Source organism: Pseudoalteromonas sp. MB47, assembly GCF_011319765.1.
In the GTDB taxonomy this organism is placed as follows: Bacteria; Pseudomonadota; Gammaproteobacteria; order Enterobacterales; family Alteromonadaceae; genus Pseudoalteromonas; species Pseudoalteromonas simplex.
Map to the genome: position 1 here is coordinate 372,509 of NZ_VFBD01000031.1, position 17,127 is coordinate 389,635.

The following is a 17,127-nucleotide window of genomic DNA, read 5'->3' on the forward strand; positions in this document are numbered from 1 at the left end:
CTACATTTACTCAAACCGTAACGAATTTAAGATGAATTAAGTGGAATATACAATGAAAAAACTATTACAAGGACTGATCCTATCCTTGCTATGTTTCGGTGGCCAAGCTCATGCTGCGTCAACTGGTACTATCGATTTACTCACCCATCCTGTTGGCATTATCTGCCTTGTTATTTTTATCTTTGCTTATGTGCTCGTCATACTCGAAGAAAAAATTCACTTACGCAAATCAAAACCCGTATTAGTTGCAGCCGGGATTATTTGGACCCTTATTGCTTGGCAATACAGTGCACAAAACTTATCTGATCTTAGCACCGACGCATTTCGTCATGCCTTGTTAGAATTTTCGGAGTTAATGCTATTTTTGCTCGTTGCGATGACCTACATTAACGCCCTAGAAGAACGCCGTTTATTTGATGGTCTAAGAAGCTGGCTAGTTGCGAGGGGCTTTAGTTACAAACAATTATTTTGGATAAGCGGTGTACTGGCATTTTGTATTTCACCTGTAGCCGATAACTTAACAACCGCCCTACTTTTATGTGCTGTGGTAATGAAAGTTGCAGCAAATGATAACCGCTTTATTGCTATGTCATGCGTAAATATAGTGATTGCCGCTAATGCCGGCGGCGCATTCAGCCCATTTGGTGACATCACGACACTGATGGTTTGGCAAGCCGATGTTGTTGCCTTTACCGAGTTCTTTGTTTTATTTCTGCCAGCTTTAGTCAGCTATATTATTCCTGCCTTTGTTATGTCTTTATTTATCAATAACCGTCACCCGGATACGGCCGATGAAGATATTGAACTTAAACGCGGTGCGCTTCGCATATTGTGCTTATTCTTACTGACAATTTTAACCGCCGTGGTGCTAAAAACCGCCTTTGGTTTACCGCCAGTTGTGGGCATGATGATGGGCCTTGGCTATTTACAGTTTTTTGGTTACTTCTTACGCGTGACACTCCCCGGCTCTCTTGCCAGAAAGCGTGCGATGGCAGAGCGTGAAGGTGATAAAGAGCGCTTATCTCGCTTAGGTAACGTTGTTCCTTTTGATGTATTTAGCCGCGTATCGAGAGCAGAGTGGGACACGCTCTTGTTCTTCTATGGCATCGTTATTTGTGTTGGTGGCTTAGGGTTTATCGGCTACTTAGCGCTACTTTCTGATTTACTTTATAACAACTGGTCTGCCACCGGTGCGAACATTATTCTTGGTTTAATGTCTGCGGTAGTAGATAACATTCCAGTGATGTTTGCAGTGCTGCAAATGATGCCTGATATGTCGCACGGTCAATGGTTGCTTATCACGCTAACAGCCGGAATTGGTGGTAGCCTGTTATCAATTGGCTCCGCGGCAGGGGTTGCACTAATGGGTCAAGCGCGAGGGATCTACACCTTTAATAGCCACTTAAAATGGTCGCCGGTCATTTTACTCGGTTACTTTGCTGGAGTATTAACTCATTTATACCTCAATACAGCCTACTTCGGCTAAGACTTAATAAAGTAAAAACCCTTATCACTTTGAGGGTTTTTACTTTAAATATTTCACAATGAGCAGTTTATAAACAACAGCGTCGTAATAAGCTGTGTTTTTGTCGTAAAAAGTCAAGATTAAGGCAGGCACTTTACTTTAGTCTAATAATTCACAAATAAGGTGAGTTGAGGACACACATATGAGCCAAATGAATTCTGTTGCCATGCAAAATGGCAAGTTGCATGTAAAAAAAATTGATATTCCTACTCCCGGACCCGGCCAAGTACTTGTAAAAAGCCTAGCTTGCGGTATTTGCGGTTCTGATATTCATATAACCCGCCACACAAGCGATGTATTCGATATCTATAAAAACCTTGGCATCATGGCTAAAGAGGCAGGCAATGACCAAGAAGTATTATTAGGCCATGAGTACGCGGCAGAAATCGTTAGCTACGGCCCAAATACTAAAGGCGAATTAGCTAAAGGCACCCGCGTAACTTCAGTGCCAATTTTACTTTCTGCGGGCGGCGCTGGCGTAGGTGTAACCCCTGGGCTATATGGTGCCTACTCTGAATACTTTATTGTTGATGAAGCCTTGCTATTACCTATTCCTGATGCTGTTCCATCAGAAGCAGCAGCCATTACAGAACCACTTGCTGTTGGCCTGCACGCAGTGAACCGTGCACAAATGAATAATGATGATGTTGCCATTGTGGTTGGCTGTGGCCCAATTGGCCTTGCCGCGATTGCCGCGTTAAAGCTTCAAGGCGTAAAACACATCGTTGCCTCTGATCCACAAGAAAGTAAAAAACAAATTGCCCTTGAATTTGGCGCCACAGTATATGTTAACCCTATGGCGGATGATGAAGTTGCTACAGCCGCAGCACTTGCGGGTAACAACAAGGTGGTTATTTTTGAATGTGCTGGTGTAAGCCGCTTATTAAACGATTACATTTTACGTGCGCCAGCAAAAGCAAAAATCATTGTAACTGGTGTACATACCGCGCCACTAAACGTTAACTTTGCTTATGCCACAGTGAAAGAGTTAGACCTTATTTTCTCTTATTACTACCAGCCAGAAGAGTTTGCACAATCACTTGAGAACATCGCGTCAGGCAAAATTGCATGGCAAAAAATGCGTACTGGTAAAGTCGGCATAGACGGCGTACAAGGTGCATTTGATACCTTATTTAAACCAAACGACCATATCAAAATCATCATTGAACCATGGCGCACAGGCGAGCTTGAAAAAGTAACGGGTTAATTTTAATGAGGCTATAAAAAAAATAATAGCCTCATTTTAGAGCTAAAATCTATAAGCGTTCAACCTACTATCAAAAACTAAGCCATCAGTCTCCTCACCTCTACCGCCATTTAAAACAGTTGTAAAAAATGATTTAACTACATCATTTGTCTTTTCATAGAACAGGCCATGGGTTTTTCCAACATTTGGGCCGCCAGTAAAGTCAAAATAAAAAGCATTTGAAGCGACCAAATTCCTAGCAGTTCTTCCTAACCGATCTTTTTGAAAATTCGCATCAGACCATTTTAGGACCCAATCATTTTCATTGATCGTAATATAAACTCGTTTTCCAGCTTCTATATTATTTACCCAATGTTGATGACCTGCGTTATCAACATCAGCTTGGCACAATACAACGTTATCAAACATTCTTGTTTCAGCTTCGTATAAAGCGTTGATAACGTAATTCTGAAACAAGTAATTCCCCAAACTGTATGTCATAAAGGTAAATTTAATATCACATGCCTCAAGGGCCTCTTTATTGAACGGCTCTTTCATGTAATGACCTAGCTTTTCCAACGTAGCATCCAAAGCACCAACTGACGCCTGTGCATTTCTCTTAGCGCTTCGGTATTCTTTTGTCTTAAAACCTCCAGGATTAGAGGGCCAAGAAAAAACAACAACCTCAACCCCATGCTCTTTTTCTAATGCTAATGACTTTTCTAAGTTCTTATAAAAGCTTTGATTAAAGCCATGTACAAAAAAAACGCAGTTTTTACCTGAAGAAGTGAGCCGTTCACGAACTTCTGCAAATGCTTTTTTAGAGGGAATATTATTCTCTGTGATTTTAGATGGCTCAGTGACTAGTCGCACTTGCCATACTCCCTCTACTTTATCTGCATAAGCGAGCCTAACTTCATTAGGTCCTTTAGCGTTTGCGTAGTCACCAAAAGCATTGTGATCGCCTACGCCATTTTTAAAGTTTGATTTATTTATATTTCTATTCGTAATAATCAACATATCAATATCCTTATTCTGTTTTTAGCCATAGTAAATAGTTAGAACCTGTCACTTTTATAGGCGGGGTTAAAACTAATCTGCAAAATAATGATTAGTTTAGATTTCAATCAAACAGCAAGAAAAACAGTAAAGAACACGACAAACGTATTGTTTTTTAATATTGAAAATAGACATAGTGTTGAGTAAGTGAAATGCTGGCAGCACTAAAAAACGACTTGATAAGAAGACTGTTCGGATGAAGAAATCTGTATTATTTAATAGAACACTCAAATTTATCGGATATTGATTTAGGCAATCGATTTGGAACTTTAATGCTACAAATTTGCTTCAAAGAAGAGCATGACTAACCATTGATTTTATTGGTAGCCCCTACAGGAATCGAACCTGTAACTGCCCCTTAGGAGGGGGCCGTTATATCCATTTAACTAAGAGGCCACTCAAAAGCTGAGGTAAAGCTACAGAAAATTATAACGGTCTAAGGCTTTGGTAATCAAGAAATTAATCCAACCGGCTTTAGAGCAAGCCGATCGGTAAAATAATGAGGCTAGTTAACGCGAGCAGTTGCTGATTTGATTGACTCATTCTTTAGCACAAAATATGGGATCACTTTTTGTGCGCTAGCAATAACCAGCTTTGAGTTTAAATTAATTACTCGCGCATTCACTTCAACACCATTTGGGCGGTATATCAGCGTGCCTGTAAGTACATGGCTGGCGATGCGACGCTCGGCTAACTCTTCTACATCCCGCGACATAACAAAATCACCACGCGAGGTCACACTAATGATATCCATCGCTTTAAAATCAACAACGCCAAAGCCGAATTTTTGCAGCTGGTGCATCATTGTTTCAGAGAGTTGATTACCAAGTTGAGAGCTGTTTTTTAGGCTCGCATCTAAATCAACAAAGCTAGTAATGGCTATTCCTAACTCGCTTTCTTGTTGCATGGTATCCACTAATTCAAGGGCCATTTGCTCGACATAATTAACAACGGTTTTATGATGTTGATAAGGCACAAATAAACGATGGTTAGCGTTATCCTGCTGCATATCTTTTTGCTCAAGCGCTTGCAGCATAGCAACATAATCGACTTGAGTACTTGCTGATGCAGGTGCACTTTGAGCGGTATTTTGCGGCTCTGCTGATTGCTCTGGCAGCAATTGGCAGCCAGAAATCGCGAGCGTTAACGATGCGAAGATAAAACCTTTCATAGCTTACTCACTTGCTTGTTTAAGTGTAATACCATCACTACGGTTGGTGCTATCAAGGGCATCAACCACTGATTGTGGTATAAAGCCTTGCGCTGACCCTACAACTGCTTTGCTTGCTAAACCAACAATGCGGGCATTAACGAGCACACCACTTTGATGATTAACCAAAGTACCCGCCAATACATAATTGAAGTTTTGATCTTGGCTTAGCTCTAAATAATCACGACTGAAAACATAGTCACCACTTGGCGTGACACGCATATAATCAGTGGTTTTAAAATCAATGACAGGTACACCAAATGCATGAAGCTCATGAATGAAACTTTCAGCAATTTGATTACCTAGCAAATTCGTTGAGTTGTAATCTGCATCAAGGTATACAAAGCTTGAAACAGCAACCGGCGTGTTATAGCTAACATATTGCAAGTTTTCAACTAAGTCCTGCATGATGCCACGCACATAGTGATTAATATTTTTGCGCGTTGGTGCAGCGGTAAAGGTGCTGTTATTCATCACCGCCTGATTGGTTTGAAACACACTGTAGTTACTATGCGGCGCGGCAACTTCTCTTTGCGCAGCTAATTGAGGATCATTATCGTGTTGTGTTACATCACCAGTTAACATTGACGAGCAACCAAAGCCAAAAGGCAAACATAAAGTTAAAATTAAACGTTTCATTAAATGAGTTCCTCTTAATATTCGCTTCGATACAACTGGCCATCACGTTGCTGAACTTTTTCAGCGCCCCACATCACATTGATAGGGATCTCGGTGCTTGCTGCTGACACTATTCGCAGATCTTTGGTATTTACCAATCGGGCGTTAACTATGTAGGCATGTTGTTGCCGCGTCAGTGTGCCGGTAATAACAAAGTCAATATTCTGACGTTGACGCAAGGTATTTACATCACGACTAAGTACACTATCGGCCGATTGCTGCAAATTTAAAGTCTTTTCTAATCGATACTCTATGGTATGAAAACCAAGCTGAGTAAATTGCGTTAATAAACTTTCTTGAATTTGCTGGCTCAAGCCACTGCCCTGATCTTCTGCTAAATCAGTACCTAAGCCATCAGCCATATAGAAACTGGTCACAGCAATACGTGCATTGCCTTTGTAAGGGCCTTGAATACGGCTCAGCTGACTACTTAGATCAGCAACGTATTGATGCACCGTATAAGGTGCCATCGGCGATTTTGGGGTTTCTCTAGGGGGCGCTTTTTGTGGCTTTTCAGTTAAGCTACAACCCACCAACACTAAAAAAACTGAATAAAATAACAGGCGCATAATTGCCATCCTCACTAAACTTAGTAAGTATAAAGCAATAATTATGCCTAAGTATTATTGTTGATGGGATAAATCAAGCGGATTTTGCACATAGTGCGATACCAAGCATGCCACCCCGACAGATGCTAACTTTTTACAATCATTAGCAGCTTGCTGCTTTTGTTAATATGCACCAATTTTCAAGCGATGGAAAGTGCTGCCATTTACAGTTACTGACTCTACATTAGCAATAAACTGACCATGAAATAGTGCCGGCGCTTGTTTTTTAATTTCAGCAAGGCGAGCTGTTAGTCGAGGTAATTCTGTTACGGAAGCAAGCTGTAGTGCAAACTTAGCTTCAGGCTCCGCAATAAACTGAGGGGCGGTTACTGATGACTTTTTAGTATTTACAGGCTCAGCTTGTTGCGTATTTAACAAAGTAAGTTGTTCAGTGAGTAAGGTTAACTCACTTTCTATTGTCAGCAAGCGCTCAAGCTCTGGCTTCATTGCTTGGAATTGCTGATGCGACTGCCTTAGCTCCATAAGCTCTTGTTTGCTAATTTTCACTAAGTTTTCTTCACTCACTTGTGGCTCTGATACGCTTTGGCAACCAAAGATAGGAGTAACCAGTAAAACTAACCATACTTTCTTCAGATTTTGAAAAGTCGTAAAAACCATAATTTACTCCTTGCTAGTGTTGAACATGCTGCTCTGTTACATGGCATTTAATTGCTTGTGATATTAGCTGCACACATTGCTGTTCAAGCTCGTTTGCAGATTGTGCGTCATAGCCAATCGCAAGCGTGTAGTGTGCATTTGCTTTATCGTGAATATAAAAAGCGTTTTTTAACCCTTGCTGTAACAAACGCTGTTTCACCAATGAGTAATACACCTTTAATATTTTCAGTGAATTAAACTTGCCAATACTCGCTATATATCCCTGGCGCTTTTCGAGTGGGCGCAAAGTAATGTCAACTCCCACCAGCACATCACCTTTGGGCGATAACTGTATTTTATGTGTTTGAGTACTAGTCAGTGATTTTTGTCCTTGGTACTGCTTATCTACAATCGCCTGATACTTACCGGGCTTAATATCAGTAAACAAGTAATAGCCATCATAAGCCGCTTGCGTAGTTGCTACATCATTACCTTGCTCATCCACTAAAGTAATTTGGGCATAAGGTTGAACATTAGCTCCTTGCTCTGTCTGCTGATAAACAGTGCCTTCTATTTCGCTGGCATTATTTACTGGGTAATCCATGTACTCAACAAAGCCTGCTCGTGGTGTTATAGAGAAACCATCGTGGGCGGGGATCATAAAAGGGTCAGCAAAACTGTCACGATCGAGCACTATATCTGTTGTGCGGTTAGCTGGCATAGCAGAAAGAATCGCGATCCCTTGTTCATCAGTAATCGCTTGGCGATAATTTTGTAAGCCTTTTACTTTAACACCCGCCAAGCCCTTCTCAGTACTGTCTTTAATACCATTATCATTTTCATCTAAAAACACATTAACCATTAAACTACCTGTATTGGTCAATGTTCTGTTGCTCATAAATGGTTGATTATATTGGCTATCAAAACCAAAGCTAAATCGGCTATTTAAGCGAATTTGCCATTGGTCATTACTATCGTAATTAACATTACTGCTTAAGTTAATCCTGTCATTTTGCCACGTTAGTCCTAATTCTGCAGACTTAACATCGTAATCTAGAGAGTCCCTTAAAGTTAACTCTGCTTGGAGACTCGGGCCTAAACTTCGGCTAAATTCAGCTTCATAACTTGCTATCTCACTCACTGGAGAAAGTCGATAATTAACACCAAACCGACTGTACACTCTGCCTAGTCGTGTTTGTAAACGCGTCATACCATCTACACTTTCTTGCCCGGCGCTTGGGTCTTGCCATTGCAATAAATTATTTATTGAGACGTTTGCATAGCTGTAATTTAAACGGTTATAAATTTGCTTTAAATCACCACTTTGTGCGTGTTGAACTAAAAAGTTGTTTTGATAATTAAGACGCCCAAAGTTGTTTTGCATCAGCTCACCAGACATATCAAATTGATAGCTTTTCAGCGTTATATCTCGACCATTCTGGTTATCAGTACGGTTCGTAGCGCTGAACAACAAGGACTGATCAGCCAGTTTAGTTCTTGTTGTTAATTCAAATTCTCTTTGTTGTTGATTGTTTTCTTCATATTCCAGATTAACTAATAACCTATCTAACAAGCTGAGATTCGTTCCTAGAGCAACATGGTATAACTCATCTTGCTCTTGCTTTTGCGCCATAAAGCCTGAGTACATAGCAACGTTATCACTCAATCCATATTGGTATCGCCCTGCAGCAACCCAGCCCTTGTTTGCACTATTACTGTAATTACCTAATAACTGCTTGCCTTGCTCTGAAACAGATAACTCATAGACTGCTTCCCCTTGTTCAAGCTGCGTACCATCAATGTAGTAATATTCTGTTTTTCGCTCTACTTGCCCTTGCGGACCATAAAAAATCAACTCAAAGTTATTTTCACCAAACAGTAAATCAACGTCAGCAAAAACATAGCGCCCATCCGCCAAGCTCAATTGCTGCTCAATTAAAATACCATTGCGGTATAATTCAACATCCCAACCTGGCTGTACTGCACCAGTTAGATTCACTCGATTATTATTAACTGCTTGCCCAAGTTGATAATTCGAAATTTTAACTCCGCGCCCGTACTGGTTGTTATAACGGCTGCCAACTTGCGTAGCTGTGACATCACCTACCTCAATAAGACTTGCAGCAAGTGGACCTAACAGCTGATTATTCACATCTTGCTTGGAGAAAGTTAGTCTTGAGTTATTCAATAAATCACTTTCACGGCCCGATAAAAAGTATTCCATAGTAAGGTATGCAAAATCTTGCGAGCCAAGTAATGAGTAACTTGCCTGACTACCATCATTATCTTGGGTATAGTTCAATTGTAAGTCAGCCACAGGGACAGATAAGGCCTGATATGGGCTTGGTTTCCAAGGTAAAGTTGGTTGCTTTTGAGTACTATAGCTTTGTAGTTGTTTTTTATGTCGCTGCGCTTGGGCGACAACCGGATAAACAGACTCAGTTTCAATATACAGCTCTAAGCTTGCGTAATCAGAGCGATGCTGAAATTCTAAAGCCTCAGCGAGTACTGCTGCCTCTATATAAATATCATCATCAACACTAATTTGTTGTTCTGTAAGCTGCCACTTTTTTGTATCTGTAATCAACTGTTTTTGAGCTGTTAATTGAAAGGTTTTATTGGTGTTAATGAACCAACCTTCGGCCCTCTCGGCTGATATATCGACATTAATTGCAAGCTGTAAAATATCAACTAGCCCCGAAACGCCAAGCAATATGTCTTGATCAGACTTAAGGGCAAACAACTCACCTAAATAATTTTCATTTAAATAAATTGAAAATAGCAAAAATTCCCCAGTGGCAATTCGTTGCTGAGCGTCAAAGGTGTCTGCAGAATGATTGACAGCAGTTATATGCTTAGATTGTGGAGCGTAAAGCTGTTCGCCATTTAGCTTAGCTCTTATGGCATTGACTCTAGCTAGTACATCCTCTGTACTCACAGTCGAATTAGCAACGCTGATAGGACTTAATAGCATAAGCCCTAACGCAAATAAGCGATTCATAAATTTTTTCGCATTAATCCCTAATGTCGAATAGGCAATGAATATGAGCCAAAATCGACGCCTTCATACTCATCGGCACCTTGATATTTAAGCTCAATGTTCCCTTGTTTTGGCAACTGTTTACCAGAGAATAAATCTAACAACACAGTCGCTTGTTCAACTTCAGGGTATAGGCTTAGATTCCCGATTTCTGCGATTTTTTCTTGTTTACCTGCAGAATTAGTAATATACGCGCTAAGTCGACCGTAACTACTAAAACCTTGTTGTTCAGTTAATTTAACGGCAATTTTTGGTTTTTTGTTTAGAGAATCTTCAACTATTTCTGCAGTTTGAAATGCAACTTTTGGCAGCTCACCTTGTTCACGATATACAACTGGAATACTAAAACTCAAAATCATATTCACTTTAAGTCCAGCCTTAGCTGCCTTATCTTCATTTGGTAAGGCTTGAAATAGTAAATGGGAACGATATTCCCCTTTAGCCAAATCCTTAGGCTTTCTAATTGCTATTTTAATCGTTTGCCTTTCGCCAGGTGCTAAGCGAATTTGCTTTGGTGATAAGCGTGCCATAGGAGAAAGGCTCGTGGTTACTGGCTCACTCAATGTTTGATAGCCCCCACCAGGTAGCGCTAATTTTTCGCTCCATACCACGCGGTATGTACGGTACTCTTCTGAGCTATTAATGACGGTGACTTTTGCGCTTCGTTGGCGCTCATCAAATGAAACCCGCGTTGGTGAAATAAGTAAGTTTGCCGTTGCATATTGACTGAAAAAAACAAAAAGAAGTCCACATAAAAGACGTTTTGCGAACATATCTATCCTTAGTAATCGACTGATATTTCTAAATAAGTTGTAGAAGAATACTGACCATCAGCGTATGGTTTAGCGCTACGGTCTGTCGTTAAAATACCGCCAATAAATACTTTTGCTTCACCAAATTCATTGGTAATCACATATTTAGGAAAACCATTAAGGCGTACAGAAAATCCAGCACTCGAGTTGCCATCGATATCATGTGTTAAGTCAACTGGGGCAACTAGATTCATAGTTAGCTGAGTTCTAGCTGGAAAGTCAGTAAGTAATAATTCTGCAGGGCGGCCATTTTTAAGAACATAAACCGAGCCCTGCGTATTGATACTGCCATCATCTTTGACGATTACAGAGCTGGTATTTGTATTAGCTAGAATAACTAGAGTACCAAAATCAAGCGCTTGTTGCTCTGTGCTCGCAGCCTGTAAGGGTGTTGAGAACACACAAAATAAAACAGTAGCTAAAAGCAAAAAGCGCATGACTAATTACCTAGTATTATTAGTAAGCAACTTCTAATTGGAAAGTGCCGGTATACTCAACATCACGATAAGGCTCAGATGACGCCGAATTTGAGGTAGATAAATTGGCACCAATGTTAAACTCAACACTGCCGTCTGCATCTGCTGTTAAATTTGGGCTGCCTGGAAGGTAATAAGCATTTGCATTTGGGCCTGAAGTAATAAAATACTTCCATTCATCAACAATAAAGTTTGGCTCATTTAAACCTTGTCCATCAGAAGCTAAAGTATTAGCAGTAGGATCAGTAATCGACAAACGCGCATTTGGCACCGCTTCCGATACCGTAAATGAAGCAGGAGACCCTTGCTCAATAATTGAAATAATCGCAGGAGATGCATCTGTTCTTGTTGAAACAGGGCTTGCATCAGGTTCTGGGTTAATTGTTAAAACAGCTTGCGCAGCACCTGAAGGATCGGCTACGGCACGAATAGTACCAAAATTTAGATCATTCCCTTTTGTTAAAACAACTGAGTTTTGAACCTTTACTGTTGCACTGAAAGATTCAGTAGTGGCATAAGAATAAAAAGCAGAAAATGCTAATGAGCATGCAATTAAAGAAAGAGGTAATTTCATATTAAGTCCTTATAAATAAATGGCTAAGCCATTTTGCTGTATCTTAAGCTTTATCGACCTCTAGAACAAATACTTTAAGGTTAATCCCCTAATTTCCAAGAGGAAAGATACTTATAGCATCTCCCCAATAAAAGGGGCTGTCACACAAGTTTGCCCCATTCTTTTGGCTATCTCACAAAAAGCTGTCGCCTGAGTATAATTTGCAAATGGACCTGCTCGTAATCCATACAAGGTTACCCCTTTTTGCTCACGAGTTTTAAAGCGAAAATCTAGGTCATTTAAAACAGCAGGATAATCACGTTTAAGGTTCAAGACCTGATGTCTGACCTTTTTCGGCGTTAAATATAAACCTAATTGCACACCTGCTTCTGCTGCTTTGTTTGCAGCAATAATCGTTTCTAATGAGTCGATTGATGATGATTGCTGAGATTGTATTTGCTCACTTTGGTGATAGATCACATCATTTTGCGGCTCAAATGCCGATGGTTGTGCAGTTAAATCACTATTAGCCGAAAGTACCTCGATTAACAACGCAAGGTCTTTTTCCATTGCAGCAAGACGTTCAATGCTAGGCTGTTGATTTTGCCACTCGGCAGCAAATTGCTGTACCTGCTGTTCAGTATAAACAGGCTGGCTTTGTTCTTGGCTCATCATACATGCTGTTAAAGCAGTTAAGCAGATGGTTAACAATAAATATTTAGAGAAAATAGAAAAATGCATGGTGACGTCAATTCTAAAAAACAGACTTAAATCTTAGCAATAAAAATGCCACCTTTAGAGTGAATATTTGACGCTAAAAATAAATTCGATTATCTGTGTATTTACTAACCCAACAATCAATACCTTGTCGCTTAATAGCCGCGCAGTCAGCTTTCGCATTTTTTAAATACTTATAGCCTCCAAACTTTAAGCGGTAGAAAGTTCTATCATGCACGTCTGCAACTTCAACATTCAAAATTGGTTTACCTTGAAAAATACTAGGCGCTTGTTTTGCCATTTTATGAAAGGTGACTTCTATTGCGGTCTCAGAGCTAACTGATGCTAACTGTAACGCAAAAGTATAATTAGGTTTTGTAGGTGCTAATATAGCAGCAGTGGCTAGGGTATTTTTTTGTGTAGCCGTTGATTGAAGCTCAGAACTAGTTTTTACATTAATTTGAAAAATAGGATCGATTAAGCGAAGTGCAAAACTTTGCATAGAATTAACGGTAGAGCTTAGCAGCAGCTCATTACTGCAACCAGAAACAGTTAATAACACCATTAGGTATATACTGCAGCGAAAAGGCTTGAAGTAATCTTTCATAATCAGGATTCTTAAACGTACCGTTAAAAAATTGCTTCTTACTTTGAAGAAGACTATCTGTTAGTACTTACCTGTACATCAAAAGCTAAAAGATAATTTAAGATATTGAAAATAAACACTAACATTATGTTTTTATTATAATTTCAGTTTAGTGCTTTAATTCGCTGCAAATCATGTTGTTAGTAAAAAGTAGCTTTATAACATAAACAATTTGCAGCAAAATTATTAATGCTTTTCATTACTCAGTTAACTAACTGAATTAGAGCAATTAATCACCATACTCATCTTAACAACCCTATAAGACAAAGGTATATCAGAAAAGTCCCTAATTTGTTAATAATCAACAATTGTCAGCTGCTTGTAAATAACAAAAAAGTGCCATATAGGCACTTTTTTAACATAATTTATTACTAAGTAAATAGAATTGGTTATTTAACCAACGACTTTATGAAGTCGCTCAATTCATCTTTGAATTCCTCACGTCGTAAAGCAAATTCAACGATGGCTTTTAAATAACCAATTTTGCTACCACAGTCATGGCTTTTACCTTTCATAGAGTATGCATCAACTGTTTCTTTTTCCATTAGCATGGCTATGGCATCTGTTAATTGAATTTCATCACCTGCCCCAGCTGGAGTTTTTGCAAGTAATGGCCAAATATTTTTGCTCAGTACATAGCGACCCACAACAGCAAGATTTGATGGAGCTTGATCAATAGGAGGCTTTTCAACCATATTCAAAATTGCGGCGCTTTCACCTTGATTGATTGTTACATCACCTAAGTCTACTACACCGAACTTGTCTACTTCGTTTTGCGGCACAGGCTCAACCATAATTTGGCTCTCACCGGTGGTTTCAAAACGCTGGATCATTTCAGCTAAGTTATCTTTTTTAAGATCGCTCGCAACATCATCGATGATAACATCCGGTAAGATAACAACAAACGGTTCATTACCTATAATAGGCGCCGCACAATTTATCGCATGACCAAGGCCTTTCGCTTCACCTTGACGAACGTGGATAATAGTCACATCTTTCGGGCAGATTGACTGTACTTCAGCAAGTAACTGACGTTTCACACGCTTTTCAAGTGTGGCTTCTAACTCAAAACTGGTATCAAAGTGGTTTTCAATTGAGTTTTTACTTGAATGCGTTACTAAAACAATTTCTTTAATTCCTGCTGATATTGCTTCATTTACAACGTACTGAATCAACGGGCGATCAACAATAGGAAGCATTTCTTTAGGGATTGCTTTTGTTGCAGGTAACATACGCGTGCCAAGACCAGCAACTGGGATCACTGCTTTCATTGATTTCTCCTTAAATTTTATTGTTCTTAAACTGAAAACGGATACTTAATTGCATCGTGACACTGATAACCTACTACTTCAAAATCATCTTTTGTAACCCAGCTTTCAATGTCTTCTAATGATTTAATATTTGGGTTTATTTTTAATTCTGGCGACGCGAAAGGCTCTCGCTTAAGTTGTACATCACGCATCAACTCAAGTTGGTTTTCATAAATATGCGCATTCGCTATTTTATGATACGCCTTACCCGGTTTATGTCCGGTTATTTGTGCAACTAAAGCAAGTAACACAAAACATTGAATTTGATTAAAGTTCAGACCCAGCGGCACATCACAGCTACGTTGGTATGATGTTAAGTATAAAGTATCGCCCAACAAAGAAAAGGTGTGCGTGTGCATACAAGGGCGTAAACAACCTAGCTCAAATTCACCTGGATTATAAAAAGTGACGATTTCACCGCGATCATCAATTCCTTTCGATAAGTTATCGATAACTTTTTTAAGCTGATCAAGGTGGCTACCATCAGGGCGTTGCCAACTGCGCCCTTGAACACCATACACACGGCCCATATCATCCTCACCACGACGATGCGGATTTTCAAGCCACGCTTTGTTCTCGTTCGCGTTGGCATTCCAAGTCATACAGCCGATATCACGAAACTGTGCAGCGCTGTCGTAACCACGTAAATAACCCAGTAACTCCGCTATCGCCGCTTTGTAAAAGCTCTTTCGCGTGGTGATGAGCGGAAACTTGTTATTTGCCACATCATATTCAAGATCGGCATTAATTACGGTTAAACATTTGGTTCCTGTGCGTTTGTTCTCAACCCACACACCTTCGTCAACAATACGCTGACATAAATCTAAATACTGTTTCATTGAATTGCTCTTGTTATGCTTTGCTTGCCACGCTTTGCTGCGGCTTTTTATAAGCCCATATTAACAAACCAAGGCCACCAATTACCATCGGCAATGACAGTATTTGACCCATAGAGATAACGCCTGCAAATAAACCTAAATGAGCATCTGGTTCACGGAAGTATTCAACAATAAATCTAAACGCACCATAGCCAAGTAAGAACACCCCAGCAACACTTCCCGCTGGACGAGGCTTTTTGATAAACCATTGTAAGATTAAGAACAGTACTAGGCCTTCTAAAAAGGCTTCGTATAATTGGGATGGGTGACGAGGCTCTGGGCCACCTGTAGGAAAAACAAATGCCCAAGGTACATCTGTCACTCGGCCCCATAGTTCGCCATTAATAAAGTTACCAATACGTCCGGCTAATAAACCAAGCGGTACGAGTGGCACCACAAAGTCACCTACCTCAAACAATGATTTTTTACGGGTCCAAGCAAAGATTGCAATGGCTGTAATGACACCCAGGGTGCCACCATGGAACGACATACCACCTTGGTCAATTCTGAATAAATACAGTGGGTTTTCGATAAAGTAGCTGAACTGATAAAACAATACATAACCAATACGGCCACCGAGTATTACCCCGAGCATGCCGTAAAATAATAAGTCACTGACTTGTTCTTTTGTCCAACCTGAGTTTGGTTTTGCTGCTTGGCGATTAGCAAGCCACATCGCCAAAGCAAAACCAATTAAATACATTAAACCGTACCAACGTACGCTGAGCGGGCCTACCGAAAAAATAACCGGATCGATATCTGGAAATTGAAGAGCCATAAAAATAAAAACCTTTAACTAAACACCATTTTAAGCGCAATTATGACAAGTAATAGCGCGAATACTTTTTTTATTGTTGCCACAGGCAAGTAATGCGTGGCTTTGGCACCTATAGGCGCAATGAGCGACGAGGTAACCACAATCCCCACTAACGCAGGTAAATACACAAATCCGGCAAATCCATCACTGAAAGATGTTAATTGCCAGCCAGCAGATACGTAACCCACCGAGCCAAACAGCGCAATGACAATACCACAAGCAGCAGCACAACCAATGGCCTTTTTAATATCAACGGAAAAATAATGCAGTAGCGGCACAATAAGCGCCCCACCACCAATACCAATTAGTCCTGAAAGTGCCCCCATTATGGCACATAAAAAGCCAAGAATAGGCCCTGATGGAAGCGGCTTTTCACTGGCGGCTTTTTTACGTGTCGATAACACCATTCTAAGTGCGATAAACACCACGCTACCGGCAAAAACAAGGCGCAGCAGTTGCTCAGGAATAAAGCTTGCTGCAAAGCCACTGATCAATGCGCCTAGGCCAACGCCAGTCATAACCCAAGGAGCAATTTCCCATGGCACGTTAGCATTACGATGATGAGCAAAGGCTGAAGACGTCGAGGTAAAAATAATGGATGCTAACGAGGTTGCTATCGCGATAACTAATACATGGCTTGGGTCGGCAACATTGAACGACACTAATAGCGCACTAAGTACCGGCACGATAATCAGACCGCCACCAATGCCTAATAAGCCTGCTAAAAATCCAACCACGCTGCCCAAAATTGCGCAGTACACCATTAAAAGTATTACATCATGCATAGCACACTCATATATTCAATTTGTTATATACATATACTAAACTAATATATATACCCAAACCACCTCAAGATGCGAGTTTCAGTTGGAATTAAAAGCGATTTAGGCAAGGCATTGATTGCAAGTAATAGTGGTTCTATTGTTAAAATCAATAACGCAGTATAAATCGCTTTTAAACCAACCCCTTGGGCGCTTCACAGGCACTTACTCTCATCGTTGTTACTTCTTAAAAG

17 protein-coding genes and 1 tRNA gene are annotated in these 17,127 nt (G+C 40.2%); 2 read left to right on the forward strand and 16 right to left on the reverse strand.

The window, feature by feature from the left end:
• The first annotated feature begins 52 nt into the window (after window positions 1-52).
• Window positions 53-1,486 carry a sodium:proton antiporter NhaD gene (nhaD, locus tag IMPJCBKJ_RS19925; RefSeq protein ID WP_054554368.1) on the forward strand — a complete coding sequence of 478 codons (1,434 nt, stop codon included), beginning with the start codon at window positions 53-55 and terminating at the stop codon, window positions 1,484-1,486.
• Between the two features lie 181 nt (window positions 1,487-1,667).
• Entirely contained in the window at window positions 1,668-2,732 is a 1,065-nt protein-coding gene (locus tag IMPJCBKJ_RS19930) for a zinc-binding dehydrogenase (protein WP_166341772.1), read from the forward strand.
• Between the two features lie 42 nt (window positions 2,733-2,774).
• Here the strand turns inward: IMPJCBKJ_RS19930 and IMPJCBKJ_RS19935 are convergent, their stop codons facing one another.
• The 16 genes from IMPJCBKJ_RS19935 to IMPJCBKJ_RS20010 form a co-directional block, all read right to left on the reverse strand.
• The gene (locus tag IMPJCBKJ_RS19935; RefSeq protein ID WP_166341774.1) at window positions 2,775-3,731 is read right to left on the reverse strand and encodes an alpha/beta hydrolase; all 957 of its coding nucleotides are present in this window, start codon (window positions 3,729-3,731) and stop codon (window positions 2,775-2,777) included.
• 360 nt (window positions 3,732-4,091) lie between these two features.
• Window positions 4,092-4,166, reverse strand: a tRNA-Arg gene (locus IMPJCBKJ_RS19940).
• Window positions 4,167-4,275: 109 nt separating this feature from the next.
• The gene (locus tag IMPJCBKJ_RS19945; RefSeq protein WP_138618699.1) at window positions 4,276-4,941 is read right to left on the reverse strand and encodes a FlgO family outer membrane protein; all 666 of its coding nucleotides are present in this window, start codon (window positions 4,939-4,941) and stop codon (window positions 4,276-4,278) included.
• 3 nt (window positions 4,942-4,944) lie between these two features.
• Window positions 4,945-5,619 (reverse strand): FlgO family outer membrane protein, encoded by a 675-nt coding sequence (locus tag IMPJCBKJ_RS19950; RefSeq protein ID WP_166341776.1) that lies wholly within the window; start codon window positions 5,617-5,619, stop codon window positions 4,945-4,947.
• Between the two features lie 14 nt (window positions 5,620-5,633).
• Window positions 5,634-6,227 (reverse strand): FlgO family outer membrane protein, encoded by a 594-nt coding sequence (locus IMPJCBKJ_RS19955; RefSeq protein ID WP_054554363.1) that lies wholly within the window; start codon window positions 6,225-6,227, stop codon window positions 5,634-5,636.
• Between the two features lie 162 nt (window positions 6,228-6,389).
• The gene (locus IMPJCBKJ_RS19960) at window positions 6,390-6,884 is read right to left on the reverse strand and encodes a hypothetical protein (RefSeq protein ID WP_166341778.1); all 495 of its coding nucleotides are present in this window, start codon (window positions 6,882-6,884) and stop codon (window positions 6,390-6,392) included.
• A 13-nt stretch (window positions 6,885-6,897) separates the two neighbouring features.
• On the reverse strand, window positions 6,898-9,864 hold the full coding sequence (locus tag IMPJCBKJ_RS19965) for a hypothetical protein (RefSeq protein ID WP_206004331.1): 2,967 nt from the start codon (window positions 9,862-9,864) through the stop codon (window positions 6,898-6,900).
• Between the two features lie 20 nt (window positions 9,865-9,884).
• A complete protein-coding gene (locus tag IMPJCBKJ_RS19970) occupies window positions 9,885-10,676 on the reverse strand; it encodes a fimbria/pilus periplasmic chaperone (protein ID WP_166341780.1) in 792 nt (263 codons plus the stop codon).
• An 8-nt stretch (window positions 10,677-10,684) separates the two neighbouring features.
• Window positions 10,685-11,152, reverse strand: a complete 468-nt coding sequence (locus IMPJCBKJ_RS19975; RefSeq protein ID WP_054554359.1) for a DUF4402 domain-containing protein — start codon at window positions 11,150-11,152, stop codon at window positions 10,685-10,687.
• A 19-nt stretch (window positions 11,153-11,171) separates the two neighbouring features.
• The gene (locus tag IMPJCBKJ_RS19980) at window positions 11,172-11,765 is read right to left on the reverse strand and encodes a DUF4402 domain-containing protein (RefSeq protein WP_054554358.1); all 594 of its coding nucleotides are present in this window, start codon (window positions 11,763-11,765) and stop codon (window positions 11,172-11,174) included.
• A 111-nt stretch (window positions 11,766-11,876) separates the two neighbouring features.
• Window positions 11,877-12,485: an SPOR domain-containing protein gene (locus IMPJCBKJ_RS19985; protein WP_082389317.1), complete on the reverse strand. Its 609-nt coding sequence runs from the start codon at window positions 12,483-12,485 to the stop codon at window positions 11,877-11,879.
• Between the two features lie 73 nt (window positions 12,486-12,558).
• On the reverse strand, window positions 12,559-13,068 hold the full coding sequence (locus IMPJCBKJ_RS19990; RefSeq protein ID WP_054554356.1) for an SPOR domain-containing protein: 510 nt from the start codon (window positions 13,066-13,068) through the stop codon (window positions 12,559-12,561).
• 428 nt (window positions 13,069-13,496) lie between these two features.
• A complete protein-coding gene (gene galU / locus IMPJCBKJ_RS19995) occupies window positions 13,497-14,378 on the reverse strand; it encodes a UTP--glucose-1-phosphate uridylyltransferase GalU (protein ID WP_054554355.1) in 882 nt (293 codons plus the stop codon).
• 26 nt (window positions 14,379-14,404) lie between these two features.
• Complete coding sequence (locus tag IMPJCBKJ_RS20000; protein ID WP_138600286.1) at window positions 14,405-15,256, reverse strand: thymidylate synthase; 852 nt, start codon at window positions 15,254-15,256, stop codon at window positions 14,405-14,407.
• A 13-nt stretch (window positions 15,257-15,269) separates the two neighbouring features.
• Entirely contained in the window at window positions 15,270-16,073 is an 804-nt protein-coding gene (gene lgt, locus IMPJCBKJ_RS20005; protein WP_138618689.1) for a prolipoprotein diacylglyceryl transferase, read from the reverse strand.
• 14 nt (window positions 16,074-16,087) lie between these two features.
• Entirely contained in the window at window positions 16,088-16,897 is an 810-nt protein-coding gene (locus IMPJCBKJ_RS20010) for a sulfite exporter TauE/SafE family protein (RefSeq protein WP_166341782.1), read from the reverse strand.
• Window positions 16,898-17,127 lie beyond the last annotated feature (230 nt).

Excerpts from the sequence above, each read along its gene's own strand:
- IMPJCBKJ_RS19960 (WP_166341778.1), bottom strand. The coding sequence starts at position 6,884 with ATGGTTTTTACGACTTTTCAAAATCTGAAGAAAGTATGGTTAGTTTTA.
- IMPJCBKJ_RS19950 (WP_166341776.1), bottom strand. The coding sequence starts at position 5,619 with ATGAAACGTTTAATTTTAACTTTATGTTTGCCTTTTGGCTTTGGTTGC.
- IMPJCBKJ_RS19930 (WP_166341772.1), top strand. The coding sequence starts at position 1,668 with ATGAGCCAAATGAATTCTGTTGCCATGCAAAATGGCAAGTTGCATGTA.
- IMPJCBKJ_RS20000 (WP_138600286.1), bottom strand. The coding sequence starts at position 15,256 with ATGAAACAGTATTTAGATTTATGTCAGCGTATTGTTGACGAAGGTGTG.
- galU (WP_054554355.1), bottom strand. The coding sequence starts at position 14,378 with ATGAAAGCAGTGATCCCAGTTGCTGGTCTTGGCACGCGTATGTTACCT.
- IMPJCBKJ_RS19935 (WP_166341774.1), bottom strand. The coding sequence starts at position 3,731 with ATGTTGATTATTACGAATAGAAATATAAATAAATCAAACTTTAAAAAT.
- IMPJCBKJ_RS19980 (WP_054554358.1), bottom strand. The coding sequence starts at position 11,765 with ATGAAATTACCTCTTTCTTTAATTGCATGCTCATTAGCATTTTCTGCT.
- IMPJCBKJ_RS19965 (WP_206004331.1), bottom strand. The coding sequence starts at position 9,864 with ATGAATCGCTTATTTGCGTTAGGGCTTATGCTATTAAGTCCTATCAGC.
- nhaD (WP_054554368.1), top strand. The coding sequence starts at position 53 with ATGAAAAAACTATTACAAGGACTGATCCTATCCTTGCTATGTTTCGGT.
- IMPJCBKJ_RS19945 (WP_138618699.1), bottom strand. The coding sequence starts at position 4,941 with ATGAAAGGTTTTATCTTCGCATCGTTAACGCTCGCGATTTCTGGCTGC.
- lgt (WP_138618689.1), bottom strand. The coding sequence starts at position 16,073 with ATGGCTCTTCAATTTCCAGATATCGATCCGGTTATTTTTTCGGTAGGC.
- IMPJCBKJ_RS19975 (WP_054554359.1), bottom strand. The coding sequence starts at position 11,152 with ATGCGCTTTTTGCTTTTAGCTACTGTTTTATTTTGTGTGTTCTCAACA.
- IMPJCBKJ_RS19970 (WP_166341780.1), bottom strand. The coding sequence starts at position 10,676 with ATGTTCGCAAAACGTCTTTTATGTGGACTTCTTTTTGTTTTTTTCAGT.
- IMPJCBKJ_RS19990 (WP_054554356.1), bottom strand. The coding sequence starts at position 13,068 with ATGAAAGATTACTTCAAGCCTTTTCGCTGCAGTATATACCTAATGGTG.
- IMPJCBKJ_RS20010 (WP_166341782.1), bottom strand. The coding sequence starts at position 16,897 with ATGCATGATGTAATACTTTTAATGGTGTACTGCGCAATTTTGGGCAGC.
- IMPJCBKJ_RS19955 (WP_054554363.1), bottom strand. The coding sequence starts at position 6,227 with ATGCGCCTGTTATTTTATTCAGTTTTTTTAGTGTTGGTGGGTTGTAGC.
- IMPJCBKJ_RS19985 (WP_082389317.1), bottom strand. The coding sequence starts at position 12,485 with ATGCATTTTTCTATTTTCTCTAAATATTTATTGTTAACCATCTGCTTA.